The organism is Chryseobacterium sp. UF-290 (assembly GCF_058245615.1).
Genome location: NZ_JBSICB010000006.1, coordinates 103,023 through 124,295, shown reverse-complemented (window position 1 = coordinate 124,295; position 21,273 = coordinate 103,023). Strand labels below are relative to the sequence as shown.

Here is a 21,273-nt window from a genome sequence, read left to right as displayed (position 1 = left end):
GGGAGGTTTTACTATTTTCATATCAGAAATTACAGTAACAATGTTAATGGATTTTCCAAATAGGTTCTTAATGTCTGTAAGAATTCAGCTCCTGTAGCACCATCTACCACTCTGTGGTCACATGCCAATGAAAGTTTCATGGTGTTACCCACTACGATCTGACCATTCTTAACGATTGGTTTCTCAATAATTGCTCCTACTGAAAGGATAGCAGAGTTAGGCTGATTGATGATACTTGTAAACGTTTCGATTCCGAACATTCCAAGGTTAGAAATAGAGAATGTAGATCCTTCCATTTCGTTAGCTTTAAGGCCTTTATTCTTAGCTCTTGAAGCCATATCTTTTACGGATGCGGAGATTTGGGTGTAGGTCATCTGGTCTGTATTCTTCAGTACAGGAACTACCAATCCGTCAGGAATAGCTACTGCTACCCCGATATTGATATTTCCTCTGTGGATGATCTTATCTCCGGCCCAGCTTGAATTTACCTGAGGGTGTTTTCTTAAAGCAATTGCTGTTGCTTTAATGATCATATCATTGAATGAAATCTTCGTATCCGGTAAAGAATTGATCTCTTTTCTCGCTTCAATAGCTTTATCCATGTTGATCTCCACCATCAGATAGTAGTGAGGGGCAGAGAATTTACTTTCAGAAAGACGTTTTGCAATCACATTTCTTACCTGAGAGTTTGGTGTCTCTCTATCTTCTCCCTGAACGAAGTTTACAGCAACCTGAGCGGCAGCACTAGCAGCCGGAGCTGAAGCAGCTGGTTTCGCCTGGGATGGCTGATAGTTCTCAATATCTTTTTTAACGATTCTTCCGTTTTCACCGGACCCCTGAACACTATTGATATCTACTCCTTTGTCCTGAGCCATTTTCTTAGCCAGTGGAGAGATCGCAACTCTTTCAGAAGATGAAGAATTGGCAGCCGGAGCAGCTTTCTCTTCACTTTTAGCTTCTGCTTTTTGTTCAGCCGGCTTTTCTGATACCGGAGCATCGGCTTTTGGAGCTCCTACACCGGAAACATCTGTTCCTGCAGGGCCTATAATTGCCAATACAGAATCAACAGGAGCAGCACCTCCTTCTTCTACACCCTGCTTCAATAATACTCCGTTGAATTCGGATTCGAAATCCTGTACCGCTTTATCTGTTTCGATTTCAGCAAGAAGGTCTCCTTCTTTTACTGTATCACCTACATTTTTGTGCCATTTGGCTACTTTACCTTCTGTCATTGTATCAGAAAGTCTTGGCATAGTAATAACCTCTACTCCTGCCGGAACTTCTGCAGTAGCCGGTTCAGCAGCAGCCTGAGTTTCTGCTTTTGGCTGCTCTTCTGATTTTTTTTCTTCAGAGCCGGCACTGGGAGCTGCTGCTCCGCCTGTCAGTCCTGAAATATCTTCCCCTTCATTACCGATAATCGCTAAAACAGAATCTACAACAGCAGCGGCACCTTCTTCTACACCCACGTATAAAAGAGTACCTTCTACTTCAGATTCGAAATCCTGAACCGCTTTGTCAGTTTCAATTTCAGCTAAAATATCTCCTTCCTTTATTTTATCTCCTACTTTTTTATGCCATTTTGCCACTTTACCTTCCGTCATAGTGTCGGACAGGCGGGGCATCGTAATTACTTCTGCCATAATTTTTTTTAATTTGAAAATTTAGCAATATGAAAATCTGAAAATTAAAAAAGGACATATGATCATCTCATTTTCAAATTCTCAGATTTTCAAATTAACTCATTATCGTTTAGTTTTCTAATTTATCTAAGAATGGATAATCTTCCTGAGCATACACATATTCATAGATCTTCTCAGCATCCGGGTACGGGGAGTTTTCCATGAATTCGATACATTCTTCAACAAAGTCTCTGGACTTGTTGTCGATAGCTTCCAGTTCCTGCTCTGTAGCCCATCCGTTTTCAAGAATTCTGTGTTTTACCAGTTCGATTGGGTCATCATTCTTATGAACAGCTACTTCTTCTTTAGATCTGTAAGGCTCAGCATCAGACATAGAGTGTCCTCTGTAACGGTAAGTTCTTGCTTCAATGAACGTTGGCCCGTCTCCTCTTCTCGCTCTTTCAATAGCCTCGTAAGCAGCTTCTGCCACTTTCACAGGGTCCATTGCATCTACAGCAAGGCAAGGCATTTCATATCCTAATCCTAATTTATAGATATCTTCGTGGTTGGCAGTTCTTTTTACAGAAGTTCCCATCGCATACTGGTTGTTTTCTACCACAAATACTACAGGAAGTTTCCAGTTCATTGCCATGTTGAATGTTTCATGCAGAGACCCCTGTCTTGCAGCACCATCTCCGAAGAAACAGATATTCACAGCTTTTCTGTCAAAATATTTATCAGCGAAAGCAATACCTGCACCCAAAGGAATTTGTCCTCCAACGATACCGTGTCCTCCATAGAAACGGTGTTCTTTGCTGAAAATGTGCATAGAACCACCCATACCTCCGGATGTTCCTGTTGCTTTGCCGCAAAGTTCCGCCATGATTCTCTTAGGATCTACTCCCATCGCCATTGGATGGATGTGGCATCTGTAGGCAGTAATCATACTGTCCTTTGACAAATCCATTGCATGGGTGAATCCGGCAGGGATCGCTTCCTGACCATTATACAAATGTAAAAATCCTCTGATCTTTTGTTTTAGGTAAAGAGAACGGCATTTGTCTTCAAACCTTCTCCACATTGTCATATCTTCATACCACTTCAGGTATACCTCTTTAGAAAATTCTTTCATGTGTTAGCTCTTGCTTTTTTATGATGAAATAGTTGAGCAAAATTATGAAAAAAACTTTGTTTTTATTCTATACATAGATAACTTTTCGTTTTTTCTGTAAAAACTTCTGAAGACCGGATGTTTTCTCTTTCCTTTCCGGTCCCGGGAAATGATCATAAGATCAGAATTCTTCCGCTTTCCTCTCTACTATGACGATAGCAGGCACTAAAAAACAAAATGACTGAAATTAGAGATCTTTAATAAAGCTTAACATTAAATTAAAAAATCCGGAAAAATGATTTTTATTGTTCAAAAGTATTGACATTGAACAGCAATTTTTACAGTCCTTCTCCCTTATCATAGTCTCACGTTTCTTGTTTTTTGGCCTTATAGTATTATATTTGGTGTTTAAACTTGAATATGGAAGAAACACCGTCTCCGCTGCTGCACAAAATCTCAAAAATCATTTCTGATTTTTTCAATCCGCTGACTTCCCTGATCATTTTTTTTGTATACATGAGTATCAGAGAATATACCCTTAAAGATTCTCTTCTTTATTTCCTTCCTGTATTATTAATGATCATTGTACCGATCATCATCTGGCTGGTATGGAATGTGAAAACAGGAAGATATACCAACATGGACGTATCCAACCGGGTTCAGAGAAAAACGCTGTATATATTCATTGCTGCTTGTGTAATATTTTACCTTATCTTTAATTATATAAGAAACGGATATATTGATCTTGTCATGCTGTTCATCTTAATACTCCTTTTTGCCCTTCAGATCAGCAACTTTTTTATTAAAAGCTCAATGCATACGGCATTCAATATATTTGTAGCCGCATTATTTTTCGCATTAAACTGGAAAATGGGGCTTATATGGCTGGGAGTTGCTATTCTGGTAGGAATTACCCGGATCATCTTAAAAAGACATACGGTAAAAGAGGTATTTATGGGAGCCGGGATAGCTTTTATGGTATCTTTTATCTATCTTTATTGCAATATTCAATTTCAACATTAGAAATCTTTATGAAAATAAATCATCTTACTGCCGCAGAGGAAAACTTTATGAAGCTGTTTTGGAAAATGGAATCTTTCTATCTGAAGGACGTTATGGAGCAGCACCCGGAACCTAAACCACACCAGAATACGGTATCTACCTATCTGAAAATATTGGTGGAAAAGGGGTATCTGTCTACTGTAAAAGAAGGGAGAATATTCAAATATACCGTACTTGTTCCTTTGGAGGAGTATAAAAAATTCTTACTGAAAGAGCTGTCTCATCAATTTTTTAATGACTCGGGAAAAGAGATCCTGGACTTTTTATTTATTGAAAAATTAATATCTCAGAACGACCTGAAAGGCTATTTCGATCTCAAAATTGAAATAAAGCCAACGAAAGTTGAAGAGCCTACATTCGAGTATGCGGATGATATTTTAAATCCGAAAAAAGAGAAGAAAGGAAAAGGTAAGGAAAAAGACAAGGAGAAAAAGAAAAAAAAGAAAAAAGATTAGACATAATCACCCCAACACCCAATCATGAAAACAAAATTCCGCGAAACTCTAAGCCGTGCCAATGAAGCCGTGTTCCGCTATCCTCTGGTTCTGACAATGGCTTTATTAGCTTCGGTCAGTGCAATTTGTATCATTGAAAACAACATAGATCAGCCAATTGCTTATATAAAGTTCACCATTTGTGCCTGTATGGGAATTTCACTAATGTTTGCACTGAAAATGCTATCTCAGAGAATCGGGAAAGAATTACTGTTACAACTGCTTGGGGTTGCATTTCTTATAGGCTTCTATTTTATCCTGCCTGATAAAAAGAGGGATTTTACAAAAGTATATGCTTATATCATTACAATTACAGCTCTTCTTATTCATTTATTGGTTTCTTTTATTCCGTTTTTAGAGAAGAATAAAGAACTGGGATTTTGGCAGTACAATAAAAATCTTTTCGTCAATTCCTTTCTTACCGTTGTATTTACAGGCATTCTAACCGGTGGAGTTGAATTGGCTATTTTAGCTGTAGATAAACTTTTTGATTTTAATTTTGATGGCAATCTTTATACGGATACATTTTTTGTCCTTGCCATTTTCGGAAGCTGTTTCATTTTTCTTTTATTTAATGAGAAAGGATTAAGCAACCTTGAAAAAGATGGAACTTATCCTGTTGTCTTAAAGTTTTTTACTCAGTTTATCTTAATCCCCTTGCTGCTTATTTATGCTGTTATCCTCTATTTTTATTCCATTAAAATCCTGATCAGCTGGCAGCTTCCCAGAGGCTGGGTATCATATCTCATTTTAGCATACAGTATCGTCGGTATTCTGGCATTGCTTCTGGTGCATCCATTGAAGGAGGAGAATGCCAAATCATGGGTAAAAATATTTTCAAAGGCATTTTATTACACGATTATTCCCTTGGTGGTCTTGCTTTTTACCGCTATTTTTACAAGGATCCTAGAATATGGATATACTGAGCCCCGGTATTTCGTCCTGCTCCTTGCCTTATGGCTGCTAAGCGTTGTCGTTTACTTTATTTTCAGCAAAAGGCCAACCATAAAAATGATTCCGGTCAGTTTATTTTTATTTGGAACTTTTGCACTGATCTTCCCTTATTTTAATGCTTTCAGTGTTGCAAAGAGAAGTCAGAAAACCGAACTTCTGAAAGTTATGAATCAGCATCAGCTTATCGATAACGGTAAACTAAACTTCCAAAAGAAAGTTACCGATACGATCCGTAACGAAATTGCTGATAAATTTGAGTTTCTGGCTGAAAGAAAACAGCTTGAATTCCTAAACAGCCTGTTAAACGAAAGAGATCAGTTAGAATTAGCGGATAATATTGAAGCCGGAAACTTTTACAATATCAGCTACACTATTCAGAACAAGTTTATAGATGTAAACAGAACGATGAAAAGCAGTTCGGAAGAGATAGAGAGAATAGTAATCATTCCTGAGAAACAGGCTATAGAAATCCGCAACTATCAATATCTCCTCAGCTTCCCCCGCTATACAGACAAATCTCAGAAACTGGATAAAGATCTGTTTGAAATAAAAGATCAGCTGACTGAAAGATCATCATTACGATTAAGCTTAAATGCTGAAGAAGAAATAGATTTCGGACCACAGATCATGAGATTATTTGAGAGAAATAAAGGGAAAACCGGAACGATAAAAGTTCCTGATATGGCGATAGAATCCGATCTGGGAAAATACCATATCAAACTTGTTTTTAATGAAATCACATGGGAAAAATATCCTTATACCGATCAGGTTAATATATATTATGACAACGTCTATATACTGATAAGGACAAAATAAAATGGATCATATAAGCATATAAAGCACTTAAAAAATATTAAGGTATTTACTGAACGACCGGGGCAAGATCCCTAATAAAAAAGAGGCTGCCATAAAGGAGCCTCTTTTACTTTATCTGTAATCTAATACTTTTACTTTATCTTTGAGTTCCGGAACTCCAGATCGGAGAATAATCTCCGTAGATCACAAGGTTTCCGTCATTCTGTACCGTAAGCTTGGTACCTCCTCTTCGGGATGTATTTGAGCTCCATACAGATTTGTTGTAAGAATCATATACGACCAGGTTTCCGTCACTCTGGAATTCTGCTCTGCTTCCTTTATTGTCGGTACCTGCACCCCAGATCGCGTTACCATTTCTGTTGGAAAGTACCAGATTGCCGTCATCCTGAAATGATAAATAATAATTGCCGTCAGCAGAGTAAAGCTTCTCACCTCTGCGGAATTTGTGTCCTGTATTTACAGAACCTCCGCCACGGCCAAATCTGTCATTATTTTTGCTTCCATCTTTTGAAGCCCACAGTGGATTGGAACCATTATAAATCACAAGATTACCGTCATCCTGAACCGTCAGCTTATTGGCTCTTCTTCCATTAGTATTCGAGCTGAAAGCCACACCATTTCCTGGTGTATATACGACAAAGTTACCATCTTCCTGAAATACTGCCTTTACTCCCCTATTGGTAGTTTTGGCATCCCAAATTGAAGATCCTGCCCTGTTGTACAAAACCAGATTCCCATCATTTTGGAATATCAGATAATATCTGTTATTGCTTGACCAATATTTTCTGTCCTGTTCCAGCGTCTGACCATTATAAATGTTTTGTGCATTCAATAATAACCCACCAAACACCATCATTAATGTTAATAAATGTTTTTTCATTATAATTACTTTTTGATTGATTGAGAATTTTCTAAAACTATGCCAAAGAATGATCAACATTCAATGCAAATTACTAATTATATGATTTACTGGAAATTAAATTTCATAAAAAAAGCGGCTTAAAAGCCGCTTCATATTTTTACCAACGATTTCCGCCTCCGCCACGGTTGTTACCATAGCCTCCGCCTCTATTGTTGTTTCCATAACCTCCACCTCTGTTGTTATCGAAGCTTCTTCTTGGTTTTTCTTCTCTTGGCTTAGCTTCAGATACGTTTAATGTCTTTCCGTTGAATTCTTTTTGGTTAAGAGCTTCAACAGCCTGCTTTCCTTCATCATCACCCATTTCTACAAAACCGAATCCTCTGGAACGACCAGTTTCTCTGTCTGTAACAATTTTAGCTGATGATACGTCTCCAAATTCTGCGAATAGATCGTGCAACTCATACTCTTTAGTTGCGTAATTGATGTTTGAAACAAAAATGTTCATTTTAAAAAAATTAAAAAATTAATAAAAATTTGGTATATAAAAGAAAAACAACATAAATTAATGAACAAATATTGATTCCAAATATAAACGTATGCAAGATACAATTAAAAATTTCAAATCAAAGCTTTTTTTAAGATTTTCTCACATTATGTTGAATCCAAAAAAACACATTAACTGAAAAAAGATAAAAATTTATTGTTTTTCAATAAATTTTTATTGATATTTGTATTCGAATTAAAATACAATTAATATGAAAACGCAAAAAATTCTTTCTGTACTGAATGTGGTAACCTGGATCATTTTCATTGGTTCGTGCATTACAGCGGGTGCTCTTACCTTTTCGTTTATTTTTACTCTTGTTAATCCTGAAGGGGCAAAGAATCTCTATGAGGGGCTTAATTTATATGAGCTTTATCAATACAATATCAATTCATATAAGTTGATCATGGCTTTTATTATTTTTTTGGCAGCATATAAGGCTTACATGGCCTACCTTGTTATCAAAATTTTCCAGAAGCTCAATTTGGCAGCACCTTTCAGCACAGGTGTAATGAAGCTGATCACAAAGATCAGCTACTCCGCATTAGTAATCGGTATTCTTTCTTTAATAGTCAGCTCTTATAGCGAAGACCTTCTTAAAAAAGGAATCGCTCTGGACAATCTGTATGACTTCATTGGCTCCGGATCTGAATATTTGTTTTTCGGAGGAATCATTTTTATTATTGCCCAGGTATTTAAAAGAGGGATAGAAATACAATCTGAAAACGAATTAACAATATAAATTATGCCGATTATAATCAATCTGGACGTAGTCATGGCCAAAAGAAAAATGTCATTGAATGAACTCTCCGAAAAAGTAGACCTTACCCTCTCCAACCTCTCTATTTTAAAGACCGGCAAAGCAAAAGCAATCCGTTTCAGTACTCTTGAAGCTATTTGTAAAGCACTGGAATGCCAGCCCGGGGAAATTTTAGAATATCAGGAATAACATCATACCGAAAAAATCTGGATCTTTGTGATTCAGATTTTTTTTATAAATCCAGCATTACTATGAAGCAACATACCACCAATTACATCAATACCTTTATTGAAGTAGCTGAGGACTGCCCTGTTTCCCAGGCACAGGTACCACCTGAAAAGAAAGAAAAAACACTGGCCAGTCTTCAATATGAGAAACTGATAAAAAATCCTTATCAATATACATCAGATGATATTATTTTTGAAGGCTATGCCCTCAAAAATGATATTTCAGAAGGTGAAAAAGAAAATGCAAGAAATCAGTTCTTTTCCAAAGGTCAGGCATGCCTGCGGTCTTCCCCTTTAGCCAAGAGATATGGATTTGGGATTCACCATAATGCAGAAGGAAAAGTAGCAATAGTTCCTATGGAGAATGAAAACTATCAACACTTTTTAAAAGACCCGTCCATCAGGAAAACAAAAGCCATGCGATCCAAAAGAAAATGATTGAGAAAATGAATAATTCTCTTCAGATCAATAAATACTATTCTTTTGACAACATCAGCATTTAACACTAAATTTGCCCTATAAATTATTAAGAACATGAACTACCATACAAGAAAATGGGTAAAACCGGAAGACCTGAATCCCAACCACTCTCTTTTCGGCGGAAGACTTTTACAGTGGATCGATGAAGAAGCCGCTTTATATGCTATTATCCAGCTGGAAAATACAAAAGTAGTGACCAAATTCATCTCTGAAATTAATTTCGTAAGCTCAGCCAGACAGGGTGACATTATAGAAATAGGCATTGAAGCAACTCATTTTGGCTCCTCATCTATTACATTAAGATGTGAGGTCCGGAATAAAATGACCCATCAGACCATTATCACCGTTGACAAGATCGTAATGGTCAACCTTGACAGCGATGGAAATCCGGCTCCTCATGGTAAGACCCAGATCGAATTTGTAAAGGATCGGTTAAGCAGCGGATTATGAAAATTTTTATAAAGAATATGGTCTGCAACAGGTGCATCGCTGCTGTTGAAAATATATTCAGTGATGCGGATGTAAAGACAAGCTCTGTTATTCTCGGAGAAGTGGAAACGGAATCCGAAGTTTCCCCAGATACAATGCGGTCTATTGAAAAAAAACTCCTTGATACCGGTTTTGAAAGAATCATGGATTCTGCTCATCAGCTTATTGAGAAAATAAAAAGCCTGATCATTGTAAAAGTCAGCGAACTTGATATTGATGAAGATTTCCTGCTTTCCGAATTTTTAAGTTCAAAGCTGCATAAGGATTACAGTGCTCTTTCCAAAACATTTTCACAGAACGAAAATATTACCCTGGAACAGTTTTTCATTCTTCAAAAAATCGAAAAGGTGAAGGAGCTTCTGCTCTACAACGAGTTCAATCTTACTGAAATTGCAGGAAAGCTGGGTTATAAAAGTGTCCAGCACCTCTCTTCCCAGTTCCGGAATGTAACCGGCTTTACCCCTACTGAGTTTAAGAAACTAAAGGAGCATAACAGAAAATCACTGGATGATCTTTAATGGGCTTGAGGGTTTTAGTATCGGAGAGCGTCACGGTCTGGGAATTTGAGAACGATGATATTTATTGAATGAAATGCTTATTCCTACTCAATTATATCAATACTCTACAAAACTCATCCCTGAAAAAACAAAAACATTCTCTCATCCCTTATATATATAATAATATACTAAAACCCTGATCCCCACAACCCTTCAGCTAATACCCTCCCACTCTCAAACCTTAATACTCTCCAGCTCACTCTCTCACTCCTGCTCCAAATTCTATAACTATTATCCTTAAATTTATAACAACCTTAGCCTTGCGTTTTAGAAATTTGTATGATAAATGTAAGAATCATGGAACGACAGTATAAAATACTTGGAATGACCTGTTCAGGCTGCCAGAAAAAAATATCCGATAAGCTGAACAGCGTTCAGGGAATAAAAGCCGATGTCAATCTGGAAAACAGTACAGCAACCATCACTTCCGATCACGATATCGGGTTATCCGTTTTAAACGATGCTTTAGCAGAAATAGGAAAATACAGGCTTGAAGATCCGGAAAAGCCGGAAAAAGCGTTTCTGAAACCACAGGACCGTGTATCTCCGTCTTCCGTTTATTATTGTCCCATGGAATGTGAAGGAGACAAAGTATATTTCAAACAAGGTGAGAGATGCCCTGTCTGCAATATGTATTTAGTCCCGATCGAGGAAAAGCTGGCAAAAGATCCCCATCACAAGCCAACCTATTCAGCCACCAATCTTCCCGAAAACTTTAAAGACAGTATCGGAAAATATTATTGCCCCATGTTCTGTGAAGGAGATAAAGTATATGATGAAAAAGGGGACTGTCCTGTATGTCATATGCATTTAGAGGAAATTACTAAAGAGCTTGTCGAAAATGCAGGAGCCCATCAACATTCTCATCATCCCCATCATCATGAAGCCCCCAAGGTTACAGATGAAATGGCCGGCAGATATTACTGCCCGATGTATTGTGAAGGCGACAAAACCTATGATTCCAATGTAGGATGTCCGGTTTGCGGAATGGATCTCGTAAAATATCCTGAAAAGAAAACAGCAAAATACACCTGCCCGATGCATCCTGAGATCATCCGTGACGAACCGGGAGACTGCCCGATCTGCGGAATGGATCTTGTAAGAATGCCGGACAGCGGAGATGACGATGAAGATGAAACCTACAATATATTAAAAAGGCAATTCATTATTTCATTAGCTTTTACCATTCCTGTTTTCATCCTTTCAATGGGTGGAATGTTTATCAGATTCCCTTTTTCGCATCAGATCCAGGGATTCATTGAACTGGCTTTGACACTTCCTGTCATGTTCTATTCCGGTTGGTTCCTGTTGAAAAGAGGATGGGTTTCTTTTAAAACCTGGAATCTTAACATGTTCAGCCTGATTGCACTGGGAGTTGCAGCGGCATTTATCTTCAGTATCACAGCATTGATTTTTCCGGACATTATACCACATGAGATCCGTGGACACCATCATGAGATCCCGCTATATTTTGAAGCCGTCTGTGTTATTTTAACGCTTGTTATTTTAGGGCAGCTCATGGAAGCTGCTGCTCATAAGAAAACAGGAAACGCCATTAAGGAACTGATGAATCTTTCACCGGATGAAGCGAACCTTATGGTAAACGGTGAAGAAAAAAGAGTTCTGCTTTCCCAGGTGAAGATCGGAGATCTGTTGAAAGTAAAACCCGGTGAGAAAATTCCGGTTGACGGAAAGATCGTGGAAGGAAATTCTGTGGTAGACGAAAGTATGATCACAGGTGAGCCTGTGCCTGTTGAAAAAGCCATAGATGACAAAGTTTCTTCAGGAACGATCAACGGCAATCAGGTATTTATAATGAAAGCAGAAAAGGTAGGTGATGAAACCTTACTTTCACAGATCATCAAAATGGTGAATGAAGCCAGCAGAAGCAAGGCTCCTATTCAGAAACTGACAGATAAGGTTTCAAAGGTGTTTGTTCCGGCAGTGATCCTTATTGCAGCGCTTACCTTTGCTCTGTGGCAGCTCTTCGGACCGGAAGGAAAAAGAAGCTTATTTGCATTTGTGAATGCTGTAGCGGTTCTGATCGTTGCATGTCCTTGTGCTCTTGGACTGGCTACTCCGATGTCTCTGATGGTAGGGATAGGAAAAGGTGCTAAAAACGGTATTCTGATCAGGAATGCAGAAGCCCTTGAGCAAATGAATAAAGTCAATGTTCTGATCACTGATAAAACAGGAACCTTGACGGAAGGAAAACCCTCTGTAGAATATATTGAAACAGTAAACAACGGAAATAAAGAGGAGATTGTAAAACTGGCATTTTCATTAAACCAAAACTCTGAGCACCCGCTTTCCAATGCGGTCATCAAGAAGGCGAAAGATGAAAATATATCCGCTAAAAAGGTAGATCAGTTTGAAAACGTTTCCGGAAAAGGAATTAAAGGAAATATTAATGGCAAAACAGTTTATCTGGGAAATGAAAACCTGTTGTCATCCCATCAGATCCATATCCCGGACCACTTAAAACAGAAGGCTATAGAAGTACAGTCAAAGGCACATACGATATCCTATATCGCACAGGATCAGCAGGTATTAGGCTTTATCAGCTTTACGGATAAAATCAAAGAAAGTTCTAAAAAAGCGGTAAAACAGTTAATGAATGAAGGCATAGATGTGATCATGATGACCGGAGATAATGAGCACACTGCCAAAGCTGTGGCCGATGAGCTGGGAATCAGGCATTTCAAAGCCAACTGTTTGCCGGAAGACAAACTTAATGAGGTAAAAAGATTGCAGCAAGAGGGTAAAATTGTCGCGATGACCGGCGACGGAATCAATGACTCTCCTGCTCTTGCCCAATCCGATGTAGGAATTGCAATGGGAACAGGAACGGATGTTGCCATTGAAAGCGCAGAGATCACTTTACTAAAAGGAGACATTCTGGGGGTTGCAAAAGCTAAGCTATTGAGCGAAAAACTGCTTAAAAATATCAAAGAGAACCTGTTCTTCGCATTTATCTATAATATACTGGGAGTTCCCATCGCGGCAGGATTATTGTATCCGTTCTTTGGAATTCTGCTGTCACCAATGATTGCGGCAGCGGCCATGAGCTTCAGTTCCTTATCTGTGATTCTGAACTCACTGAGATTAAATTCGGTGGATCTGGATATAAAATAATAGCATATGAAAAAAGAAAATCTTTACATAGGATGTTCAGGATTTTATAATAACGACTGGAAAGGGTCATTATATCCTGCGACTGCCCCAGGTAAAGATTTTCTTTCTCTATATGCGGAGGTCTTTAATACAGTGGAGATCAATTCCACATTTTACAGAAATCCTACCGCTAAGACGCTCACAAAGTGGTATGATGAAACTCCTGATCTGTTCCGGTTCTTTATTAAGATCCCAAAATCTATCACTCACCAAAGCCGCCTTTCAGAATCAAAAGAGGAAATTGCAGCATTCTGTAATCACATTCAAAGTCATCTCAAAGATAAACTTTCCGGCTTCTTATACCAGTTCCCTCCTTCTTTTAAAAACAATCCTGAAAACCTGGACCGTATCGTCAACCATCTTGATTTTAATTTTTTAAATGTCATTGAATTCCGTGATAGATCCTGGTGGCAGAAAGAAATATTTGACCTTTTAAAAAGCATTGATGTTGTTTTTTCAGGAGTAAGCTTTCCCGGAAATCTTCCTGAAGATGTCATCGTCAATCATCCTGAAGTAATGTACTACAGGCTTCACGGAAAACCTGTCCTCTACAAGTCTGAATACAGCACGGATTTTCTTGATGACCTCGCTGAAAAGATCAGTCATTCCCAGCAGAAATCCTTTATTTTCTTCAATAATACCTGGGGAACTTCCGCCATCAAAAATGCCCTGTACTTAAAAGATATTACAGGACTCTGATAGAAAGCTTCAAACAGCATTTACCATAAGTATATTATTTTCACAGTAAAGCATCCATTTTAAAGTTCTATTCTTGATCCGCAAAAAATAATTGATCGTCAAAAAAGCTGTTACTCAATATTTCAAATCCAATCTTTCAGATAATTCTCCAATAAATGAAGAATAGTAAAACTTCAATAAAAATAGAGAAAAACTATCGCTTTGACATTTATAAATGTTAAAATCAAATCAAATAAAAACATAATTTCACAATCCATACATTTAACAAAAATCGTCTTTATAATAAAGTCCTTAAAATAAGCTTAAAAAGGTAAAACCTATAAATGAATGGCATATAATTTGTTAACATTTAAGCGTTATTTTTAACGATTTTTAACAATTTAAATTCCATTACATTTATGAGAAAAATTTTTGCGGGAAAGTCAAAAAATATGACTTTTCTCGGGATGTTTGCATTGGTGAGTGCAACTTCGGTTTTATTGAACAGCTGTAATTTCAAGAATGATGTGAGTGATCATATCAATTCCAATGAACATCCTGCCGCAGAAACCGTCCCCAAGATGGATGATGAAAGTGTAGATCCGGATAAAAGAGTGATCTACCTTACTTTTGATGATGGTCCCAATCAGGGTACGGAAAATCTCTTAAAGATCCTTGACAAAAGAAATGTTTGTGCAACCGCCTTTTTGGTGGGAAAACATGCCTACGGGAGCACCAGGCAAAAAAAAGATTTTGAGCTTTTAAAGAAAAATCCTCTGATCGAACTGGCGAATCACAGTTTCTTACATGCCCATAACAAATACACAGACTTCTACAAGAATGCGGATGCTGTTGTACATGATTTTGACATTGCGAAAGACAGCCTGAAGCTTACTGATAAAATCGCGAGAACTCCCGGCAGAAACATCTGGAGGCTCAACAATATCAACGCAACTGATATTAAAAGTACCACCGCTGCCGCTGATGGCCTTAAAAAAGCAGGTTATAAAGTAATCGGATGGGACCTGGAATGGAGACCTAGCCAAAAAATGACCTTAAAAGGCAGTCATGAAGCCATGCTTAAAAAAGTGGACAGCATTTTCTTTAATGATCTGGAAAAAACTTCAAGACACCTTGTTTTTCTTACTCATGACCAATATCTTAGAGATACGGACTCTATCAATGAGCTGGATCTGTTTATTGAGAAGCTTCAGAAAAGCAACAAATTCGTTTTTAGAAAAATCTCCCAATACCCGAAAATCAATGAGGTGCTGAATTAATTTTTATTGTAAAAATACAATGTAAAATGTATTCTTGACTGGTAACTGTCAGGTAATTTTCGGAAATTTGCGTCCATGAGTATTAAAGAAAATTATAAAGCTATAAAAGATCAGCTTCCGGCGGAGGTTCAATTGGTTGCCGTTTCGAAAACACATCCTGTTTCTTCGATACAAGAGGTATATGATCTGGGACAGAAAGTATTTGGAGAGAATAAGGTTCAGGAACTGATGGAAAAAGCCCCTCTCCTTCCTGAAGACATTCAGTGGCACCTGATCGGGCATTTACAGACCAATAAGGTTAAATATATAGCCTCGTTTATAGATACCATACAAAGTGTGGATTCTGAAAGGCTTTTAACAGAAATCAATAAAGAGGCGGATAAGAACAACAGGATCATTAAAGTTCTTCTTCAGGTAAAGATTGCTTCGGAAGAAAGTAAATTCGGACTTGAAATATCAGAGGCCAAAGACCTTTTTCAACAGTATCTCGATGGAAAATTTCCGAATATTGAAATTACCGGATTGATGGGAATGGCTACGTTCACGGAAGATGAGCCGCAGATCAGAAAAGAGTTTTTAACCTTAAAGAGCCTTTTTGATGAATTTAATCAACTAAAAGCACTGAATACCCTATCAATGGGAATGAGCGATGATTTCCCGGTGGCCATTGAGTGTGGTGCTAATTCTGTGAGAGTTGGATCAGCAATTTTCGGGAGAAGGGACTATTCAAAATAGAATTTTTAGGTACGGTTTTTGCTAATAATTGAAACAAAAAATTTAAATTTGCAACTATGCAAAAAATCCTTATAGTAGAAGACGAAAAAGCGATCTCGGGAGTACTTCACAGTATTCTTTCGGATGAACTCACCGATTATGAATTTGTAATTGCCGAAGACGGGCTTGAAGGTTATAAACAGGTAGAGAAAGAAGATTTCGCATTGGTGATCTCTGATATTAAAATGCCTAAACTTTCAGGAACCGAGCTTTTAAAGCAAAGTCTCGCTCTAAAACCTGAAACTACTTTTATCATGATCTCCGGACACGCAGACATCGATTCTGCTGTTTCCTGCCTGAAAGAGGGTGCATATGATTTCATTTCCAAGCCTATCGACATCAACAGACTGATCACCAGCGTGAAAAATGCTTTGGCTAAGGAAACGCTGAAGAAAGAAAACAAAAATCTTCAGACCGAAAACAAAACCTTAAAGAAAAAAGTAAGCAAAAAATACCAGATGATCGGAGAATCTCCTGCTTTGCAGAAGATCCAGAGCATGATCGAAAAAGTGGCTGCTTCTGATGCCAGAGTTCTGATCACAGGGCCTAACGGTGCCGGAAAAGAACTGGTTGCTCACGCCGTTCACAATCAAAGTGACCGGGCAAGAGGACCTATGATAGAAGTGAACTGTGCCGCGATCCCATCTGAACTGATCGAATCTGAGCTTTTCGGACACGTAAAAGGATCTTTTACCGGAGCGATCAAAGATAAGCAGGGAAAATTTGAGCAGGCCAACGGTGGAACGATATTCCTTGACGAAATCGGAGATATGAGTCTTATCGCTCAGGCTAAGGTATTGAGAGCTCTTCAGGAAAGCAAGGTTTCTCCTGTAGGAAGTGATAAAGAAATAAAAGTTGACGTAAGAGTAATTGCGGCAACCAATAAGAATATGCAGAAAGAAATTGAGGAAGGAAAATTCAGAGAAGACCTTTACCACAGACTTTCTGTTATTGAAATCTATGTTCCGCCATTGGATGAAAGAAAAGAAGATATCAGGCTATTGGTTGAGCATTTCTCAGGTATGATTGCTGATGAGCATGGTACTGCAGTGAAGAAGTTTGACGATAAAGCGATTGATGCTTTAAAAGCTCTTTCATGGACCGGAAATATCAGGGAGCTAAGAAACGTTGTAGAAAGATTGATCATTCTTGGTGGAAACACTGTTTCCGAAAGTGACGTTGCAAGTTTTGTTAGGAAATAATTTAGCGATTATTCACTATAATTAAAATTTGCAGTTCATCACTGCAAATTTTTTTTTTGCCCTATTTTAATTATAAACTATATGAATCTTAAAATATTATGAACTTTTTAAACAAAAACTATACGAAAGAATGCCTGACTTTGGCTCTGCCTGTGATGCTTACCCAGGTAGGGCAGGTCTCAGTAAACTTATTCGATAATATTATTGTCGGAAAGCTTCTGGGTGCTGATGCGCTGGCATCCGTTTCGTTGGGAAACGCAGTATTCTTCTCCATATTCGTATTAGCACTCGGATTTTCGTTTGCAATACCGCCATTGGTTTCAGAAGCGCACTCCAAAGAGGATCATGCTACCATCAATTCTGTTTTCAGCCATGGTTTTATCATCAATATGTCTGTAGGAATTATTCTGATGGTGATCCTGCTTTTAGCAATGCCACTACTCTATCATTCCGGTCAGCCGGCTAAAATTATTCCTGATACAGTAAGCTTTTTAAGTATCATGGTGATCAGTATGATTCCGTTTATGGCCTTTCAGACCCTTCGTGAAGTTTCTGAAGGATTATCCTACACCATTGGAGTGACAAAGGCCACGATCATTGCCAATATCATCAATATCGCTTTAAACTATGTATTCATCAAAGGACTTTGGGGAATACCTCCAATGGGAGTAAAAGGTTCCGCTTTGGCAACTCTGATCTCCAGAATTTTCATGGTCGTTTTCCTTTATTTCGTACTGCTTAGAGAGAAAAGAACAAGACGTTATATCAAAGATTTTTCATTGAAAATCCAGGTCTTCTCCAAGAAAATGTTTGATAAAATGGTAAAGCTGGGATTGCCTACGGCTTTACAGATGTTCTTTGAAGTAACCGCTTTTGCTGGAGCTGCATTTATCTGCGGGCTGATCTCTGCCCATGATATTGCTTCCCATCAGATTGCATTGAGCATGGCTTCATTCACCTTTAACCTGTGTGTAGGTTTCAGTGTTGCCTCCACAGTAATGATCGGCAGAAAACTGGGTGAGCAAAATTTTGTTGAATTAAGAAAAGTCGGGATCAACAATCTGAAGATCGCATTTATTTTTATGTGTATCTGCGGATTGGTATTTATCTTAGGCAGAAATATATTGCCTACTTTCTTTACAAAGAAAGAAGAAGTTGAAGTAATTGCCCTGGCTGCAAAACTGATGATCATCGCGGCCTTATTCCAGCTTTCTGACGGTATTCAGGTAACAGCTCTGGGAATGCTGAGAGGTTTACAGGACGTTAAAATCCCGTCTATTTATACCTTCATTGCCTATTGGGTAATTACCATTCCTTTAGGATATTTTTTCTGTGTCACATTAAAAATGGGTGCTTTCGGAATGTGGATTGCTCTGGGATTAGGATTGACAGTATCAGCCGTATTCCTTGTAAAAAGATTTCTGAATATGTCTGCAAAGAGAATTAAGCAGAACGCATAAAATAAGAAAGATAATAAAGACTGCTTCTAATTTGGAAGCAGTCTTTTTATATTAAAGCCGTTTAAGCTTTTTAATGAAAACTGCAAACACATAAAAGATTAAACACTTAGATTGTTTTAAGGAACAAGCTTTGTGCATAAATAATAAGTACCCTTAAGTTTTGAAAACCTTTGATTTTCTTCTTATGTAAACTTTTTATACAGTGTCATTTTAAACTAAACAGCTTCATTATTTAACGTAGCAGGTAGTTTTATTTTCTCGCAGATCCTAGGGATTACGCAGATTTTCTCCATCAATATCTGCTTTATCTGCAAAATCAGCGAGAGATAAAATCATGACTAAAAATACAATTCATATGAAGTCTGGATCAGTCAAAAAAACTATTTTTCTTTTTGAAAATTTTTCATGTTTTAACCGATTCTTTTTCCCAGAATCTTAAGGCTTCTTTCAATACCGTCCAGAACAGCTACATCCGGAAGTGTTCCCCAGTCTTCAAACCCGAAATGTCTGAACAGCTTCAAACTTGGCTCATTGTGAAGGAAGATAAGGGCAACCAGGTTTTTCACCCCGAATTTTCCGGCATTATCAATGCAGTACTGAAGAATTGTTTTACCATATCCTTTTCCTCTGCAGCTTTCATCCAGATAAATGCTTACCTCTACGGTTCCGCTGTAAGCCGGTCTTTCATGAAAAGAGCTGAAGCTTACCCAGCCAATAGTTTGATCTTCTGCATCCTCAACCACCCAAAGAGGTCGTGTTTCAGGGTTATGTTCATTAAACCATTGCTGTTTGCTTGCTACCGGAACTTCTTCTACATCTGCGGTTACCATTCTTGAAGCAATGGTTGAGTTATATATTGCTACAATCTTATCTAAATCAGCCAACTCAGCATTTCTGAACTTTAATGTTCCCATTGATATTCTATTCTACTTATTTCAATGCAAAAATAATAAATTCAAATACCAACCCCTAAATATTTATACCATTTTATATAAATTTCAATAATTTAAAAAACACACCCCTGATAAACCCAAGCCAAACATCAATTTCTATAGAAATCTGATATTAAAATATATTAAGCATTTTAAACCGGATACAAAAACTCATGATGATCTGCAAGAAAATTTAATCGCCACGAATGCACGAATTTTTTTTATTCGTGCATTCGTGGCAAAAAAATTAATCAGAAAATTCTTGTTAAAAATCCTGATATCTCGTCCTTTAAAAACAGCATAATAAGAAATTTTCTTTGTGGTATTGCATCTTACAGTAATCAAATCATAATTTTTGAAAAATGCTATTTCAAATCCTTCAAAATTCTGTTTAAGCTCCTTACCGTAATTCCCAAATAGGCCGCCATATCCTCCTTAGAAATCTGGATACCTTGCCGGGATTGCATATCCAGTAACTGTCCTAAAGTATGTTCTACCGTATAAAGCTGTTGGTATGATGCTCTGCTGGAAGTATTAATAATCCTCTCAGCAAAAGAATCCAGCAACAAGTGATTCAGGCTGAGATCTTTTTTGATCAGAGATTTAAAATAAGGGATATTGGTTTCGTAAACAGTCACTTCAGATACCGCTTTTACACCACACAGGCATCTGATATCTTTAATCAGCTCCACTTCTCCGAGGATTTCACCGTTTCCCAGAAATTCAACGATATATTCCTTACCGTTTTCTTCAGTAAAATAACATTTGGCGATTCCCTCTTTAATAAGCATCAGCCCTGAGAGCTTCCGGTCCTGTGACAATATATTTTCGTTGCGGGAAAAAGATTTTAGTACAACATCTTCCCTATGCTCCTGAGCTTTGTAAAGTGCTTCAAAATAGTTCAAAAAAGCCTGATTTGTTCTTAACATGCTGACCCGGGACAAATGTCCTTTCCTTTTTTATTTTTTATATTGAATTTTGTGAGCAGAAAATTACAAAACAAAAATGAATAATCATATTACAACCATTGCTTTTGACGCAGATGACACCCTTTGGATCAATGAGCCTTATTTTCAGGAGGCAGAGAAAGAATTCTGCATGCTGCTTGAGGATTATCTTCCACAGCATTCGGTATCACAGGAATTATTTAAAACAGAGATGCAGAACCTTCATCTGTATGGTTATGGAGTAAAAGGATTTATGCTATGCATGATTGAAACCATCAGCAGGGTTTCCAATAATACTGCTTCCCTGGAATTGGTTAACCAATCAATCCAGCTTGGCCAGAACCTTCTTCAAAAGCCTATTGAGCTCCTGGACGGAGTCACCGAAACCCTTGAAAGCTTAAAAGGAAAATACAGATTAGTAGTAGCCACTAAAGGTGATTTGCTGGATCAGGAACGTAAACTGAAAAACTCCGGATTACAGGACTACTTCCATCATATCGAGATCATGAGCGATAAGAAGGAAAATGATTATAAAAAGCTGTTAAAGCATCTCGACTGCCGGGCTGAAAATTTCCTGATGCTTGGAAATTCTATTAAATCGGATATTCTGCCTGTACTGGAAACCGGCGGATATGCCGCTCACATTCCTTATCATGTCACATGGAACCATGAGCAGCATGATGTTAATCTGGAACATCCGAATTTTATGGAGCTGAAAAGTATTGATGAGGTTCTGAAACATCTTTAAAACCATTACTGATTGTGCTAAGGTTATAAGATGAGATTGATTGCTTAATCTTTAGTTCACAATGACGGTTTAGCGATACGCTTTCACTCAAATAAAAAGGCTG

General features: G+C 37.8%; 21 protein-coding genes. 15 read left to right on the top strand and 6 right to left on the bottom strand.

Annotated features, from left to right (window positions below; translation table 11 throughout):
- Positions 1-29: 29 nt before the first annotated feature.
- Positions 30-1,640 carry a dihydrolipoamide acetyltransferase family protein gene (locus AC4IF5_RS09195; RefSeq protein ID WP_490733790.1) on the bottom strand — a complete coding sequence of 537 codons (1,611 nt, stop codon included), beginning with the start codon at positions 1,638-1,640 and terminating at the stop codon, positions 30-32.
- 109 nt (positions 1,641-1,749) lie between these two features.
- The gene (gene pdhA, locus AC4IF5_RS09190) at positions 1,750-2,751 is read right to left on the bottom strand and encodes a pyruvate dehydrogenase (acetyl-transferring) E1 component subunit alpha (protein ID WP_490733788.1); all 1,002 of its coding nucleotides are present in this window, start codon (positions 2,749-2,751) and stop codon (positions 1,750-1,752) included.
- Between the two features lie 399 nt (positions 2,752-3,150).
- Between pdhA and AC4IF5_RS09185 the strand changes: the two genes are divergently transcribed.
- The 3 genes from AC4IF5_RS09185 to AC4IF5_RS09175 are packed head-to-tail and all read left to right on the top strand — an operon-like array spanning position 3,151 to position 6,056.
- The gene (locus AC4IF5_RS09185) at positions 3,151-3,753 is read left to right on the top strand and encodes a phosphatase PAP2 family protein (protein ID WP_490733786.1); all 603 of its coding nucleotides are present in this window, start codon (positions 3,151-3,153) and stop codon (positions 3,751-3,753) included.
- An 8-nt stretch (positions 3,754-3,761) separates the two neighbouring features.
- Positions 3,762-4,247, top strand: coding sequence for a BlaI/MecI/CopY family transcriptional regulator (locus AC4IF5_RS09180; protein WP_490733784.1), 486 nt, complete (start codon positions 3,762-3,764; stop codon positions 4,245-4,247).
- A gap of 24 nt (positions 4,248-4,271) precedes the next feature.
- Entirely contained in the window at positions 4,272-6,056 is a 1,785-nt protein-coding gene (locus tag AC4IF5_RS09175; RefSeq protein ID WP_490733782.1) for a DUF4153 domain-containing protein, read from the top strand.
- A gap of 136 nt (positions 6,057-6,192) precedes the next feature.
- Here AC4IF5_RS09175 and AC4IF5_RS09170 read toward each other — a convergent pair whose 3' ends face one another.
- Together AC4IF5_RS09170 and rbp are read right to left on the bottom strand one after the other, a co-directional pair.
- Positions 6,193-6,936 (bottom strand): hypothetical protein, encoded by a 744-nt coding sequence (locus AC4IF5_RS09170; protein WP_490733780.1) that lies wholly within the window; start codon positions 6,934-6,936, stop codon positions 6,193-6,195.
- A 139-nt stretch (positions 6,937-7,075) separates the two neighbouring features.
- A complete protein-coding gene (rbp, locus tag AC4IF5_RS09165) occupies positions 7,076-7,423 on the bottom strand; it encodes an RNA-binding regulator (RefSeq protein ID WP_490733778.1) in 348 nt (115 codons plus the stop codon).
- Between the two features lie 250 nt (positions 7,424-7,673).
- Between rbp and AC4IF5_RS09160 the strand changes: the two genes are divergently transcribed.
- The 11 genes from AC4IF5_RS09160 (at position 7,674) to AC4IF5_RS09110 (ending at position 18,543) form a co-directional block, all read left to right on the top strand.
- On the top strand, positions 7,674-8,204 hold the full coding sequence (locus AC4IF5_RS09160; protein ID WP_490733776.1) for a DUF2975 domain-containing protein: 531 nt from the start codon (positions 7,674-7,676) through the stop codon (positions 8,202-8,204).
- Between the two features lie 3 nt (positions 8,205-8,207).
- Positions 8,208-8,411, top strand: coding sequence for a helix-turn-helix domain-containing protein (locus tag AC4IF5_RS09155; protein ID WP_490733774.1), 204 nt, complete (start codon positions 8,208-8,210; stop codon positions 8,409-8,411).
- Between the two features lie 62 nt (positions 8,412-8,473).
- Positions 8,474-8,887 (top strand): DUF6157 family protein, encoded by a 414-nt coding sequence (locus tag AC4IF5_RS09150; protein ID WP_490733772.1) that lies wholly within the window; start codon positions 8,474-8,476, stop codon positions 8,885-8,887.
- Between the two features lie 96 nt (positions 8,888-8,983).
- Positions 8,984-9,379 (top strand): acyl-CoA thioesterase, encoded by a 396-nt coding sequence (locus AC4IF5_RS09145; protein ID WP_490733770.1) that lies wholly within the window; start codon positions 8,984-8,986, stop codon positions 9,377-9,379.
- Positions 9,376-9,936 carry a helix-turn-helix domain-containing protein gene (locus AC4IF5_RS09140; RefSeq protein ID WP_490733768.1) on the top strand — a complete coding sequence of 187 codons (561 nt, stop codon included), beginning with the start codon at positions 9,376-9,378 and terminating at the stop codon, positions 9,934-9,936. The genes AC4IF5_RS09145 and AC4IF5_RS09140 overlap by 4 nt, the downstream gene beginning before the upstream one ends.
- Before the next feature lie 336 nt (positions 9,937-10,272).
- Positions 10,273-13,110: a heavy metal translocating P-type ATPase gene (locus AC4IF5_RS09135; RefSeq protein ID WP_490733766.1), complete on the top strand. Its 2,838-nt coding sequence runs from the start codon at positions 10,273-10,275 to the stop codon at positions 13,108-13,110.
- A 6-nt stretch (positions 13,111-13,116) separates the two neighbouring features.
- Positions 13,117-13,848 (top strand): DUF72 domain-containing protein, encoded by a 732-nt coding sequence (locus tag AC4IF5_RS09130; protein WP_490733764.1) that lies wholly within the window; start codon positions 13,117-13,119, stop codon positions 13,846-13,848.
- Between the two features lie 398 nt (positions 13,849-14,246).
- Complete coding sequence (locus AC4IF5_RS09125) at positions 14,247-15,107, top strand: polysaccharide deacetylase family protein (protein WP_490733762.1); 861 nt, start codon at positions 14,247-14,249, stop codon at positions 15,105-15,107.
- A gap of 75 nt (positions 15,108-15,182) precedes the next feature.
- On the top strand, positions 15,183-15,842 hold the full coding sequence (locus AC4IF5_RS09120) for a YggS family pyridoxal phosphate-dependent enzyme (RefSeq protein WP_490733760.1): 660 nt from the start codon (positions 15,183-15,185) through the stop codon (positions 15,840-15,842).
- A gap of 56 nt (positions 15,843-15,898) precedes the next feature.
- Positions 15,899-17,083 (top strand): sigma-54-dependent transcriptional regulator, encoded by a 1,185-nt coding sequence (locus AC4IF5_RS09115; RefSeq protein ID WP_490733758.1) that lies wholly within the window; start codon positions 15,899-15,901, stop codon positions 17,081-17,083.
- A gap of 98 nt (positions 17,084-17,181) precedes the next feature.
- Positions 17,182-18,543 carry an MATE family efflux transporter gene (locus tag AC4IF5_RS09110; RefSeq protein ID WP_490733756.1) on the top strand — a complete coding sequence of 454 codons (1,362 nt, stop codon included), beginning with the start codon at positions 17,182-17,184 and terminating at the stop codon, positions 18,541-18,543.
- 410 nt (positions 18,544-18,953) lie between these two features.
- Here the strand turns inward: AC4IF5_RS09110 and AC4IF5_RS09105 are convergent, their stop codons facing one another.
- Positions 18,954-19,457 (bottom strand): GNAT family N-acetyltransferase, encoded by a 504-nt coding sequence (locus AC4IF5_RS09105; RefSeq protein ID WP_490733754.1) that lies wholly within the window; start codon positions 19,455-19,457, stop codon positions 18,954-18,956.
- Positions 19,458-19,840: 383 nt separating this feature from the next.
- Positions 19,841-20,380 (bottom strand): Crp/Fnr family transcriptional regulator, encoded by a 540-nt coding sequence (locus AC4IF5_RS09100; protein WP_490733752.1) that lies wholly within the window; start codon positions 20,378-20,380, stop codon positions 19,841-19,843.
- A gap of 100 nt (positions 20,381-20,480) precedes the next feature.
- Between AC4IF5_RS09100 and AC4IF5_RS09095 the strand changes: the two genes are divergently transcribed.
- On the top strand, positions 20,481-21,170 hold the full coding sequence (locus AC4IF5_RS09095) for an HAD family hydrolase (RefSeq protein WP_490733750.1): 690 nt from the start codon (positions 20,481-20,483) through the stop codon (positions 21,168-21,170).
- The last annotated feature ends 103 nt before the right edge of the window (positions 21,171-21,273 follow it).

Bases quoted from the DNA above. Each gene is read 5' to 3' on its own strand.
- AC4IF5_RS09195 (WP_490733790.1), bottom strand. From the start codon at position 1,640: ATGGCAGAAGTAATTACGATGCCCCGCCTGTCCGACACTATGACGGAA.
- pdhA (WP_490733788.1), bottom strand. From the start codon at position 2,751: ATGAAAGAATTTTCTAAAGAGGTATACCTGAAGTGGTATGAAGATATG.
- AC4IF5_RS09185 (WP_490733786.1), top strand. From the start codon at position 3,151: ATGGAAGAAACACCGTCTCCGCTGCTGCACAAAATCTCAAAAATCATT.
- AC4IF5_RS09180 (WP_490733784.1), top strand. From the start codon at position 3,762: ATGAAAATAAATCATCTTACTGCCGCAGAGGAAAACTTTATGAAGCTG.
- AC4IF5_RS09175 (WP_490733782.1), top strand. From the start codon at position 4,272: ATGAAAACAAAATTCCGCGAAACTCTAAGCCGTGCCAATGAAGCCGTG.
- AC4IF5_RS09170 (WP_490733780.1), bottom strand. From the start codon at position 6,936: ATGAAAAAACATTTATTAACATTAATGATGGTGTTTGGTGGGTTATTA.
- rbp (WP_490733778.1), bottom strand. From the start codon at position 7,423: ATGAACATTTTTGTTTCAAACATCAATTACGCAACTAAAGAGTATGAG.
- AC4IF5_RS09160 (WP_490733776.1), top strand. From the start codon at position 7,674: ATGAAAACGCAAAAAATTCTTTCTGTACTGAATGTGGTAACCTGGATC.
- AC4IF5_RS09155 (WP_490733774.1), top strand. From the start codon at position 8,208: ATGCCGATTATAATCAATCTGGACGTAGTCATGGCCAAAAGAAAAATG.
- AC4IF5_RS09150 (WP_490733772.1), top strand. From the start codon at position 8,474: ATGAAGCAACATACCACCAATTACATCAATACCTTTATTGAAGTAGCT.
- AC4IF5_RS09145 (WP_490733770.1), top strand. From the start codon at position 8,984: ATGAACTACCATACAAGAAAATGGGTAAAACCGGAAGACCTGAATCCC.
- AC4IF5_RS09140 (WP_490733768.1), top strand. From the start codon at position 9,376: ATGAAAATTTTTATAAAGAATATGGTCTGCAACAGGTGCATCGCTGCT.
- AC4IF5_RS09135 (WP_490733766.1), top strand. From the start codon at position 10,273: ATGGAACGACAGTATAAAATACTTGGAATGACCTGTTCAGGCTGCCAG.
- AC4IF5_RS09130 (WP_490733764.1), top strand. From the start codon at position 13,117: ATGAAAAAAGAAAATCTTTACATAGGATGTTCAGGATTTTATAATAAC.
- AC4IF5_RS09125 (WP_490733762.1), top strand. From the start codon at position 14,247: ATGAGAAAAATTTTTGCGGGAAAGTCAAAAAATATGACTTTTCTCGGG.
- AC4IF5_RS09120 (WP_490733760.1), top strand. From the start codon at position 15,183: ATGAGTATTAAAGAAAATTATAAAGCTATAAAAGATCAGCTTCCGGCG.
- AC4IF5_RS09115 (WP_490733758.1), top strand. From the start codon at position 15,899: ATGCAAAAAATCCTTATAGTAGAAGACGAAAAAGCGATCTCGGGAGTA.
- AC4IF5_RS09110 (WP_490733756.1), top strand. From the start codon at position 17,182: ATGAACTTTTTAAACAAAAACTATACGAAAGAATGCCTGACTTTGGCT.
- AC4IF5_RS09105 (WP_490733754.1), bottom strand. From the start codon at position 19,457: ATGGGAACATTAAAGTTCAGAAATGCTGAGTTGGCTGATTTAGATAAG.
- AC4IF5_RS09095 (WP_490733750.1), top strand. From the start codon at position 20,481: ATGAATAATCATATTACAACCATTGCTTTTGACGCAGATGACACCCTT.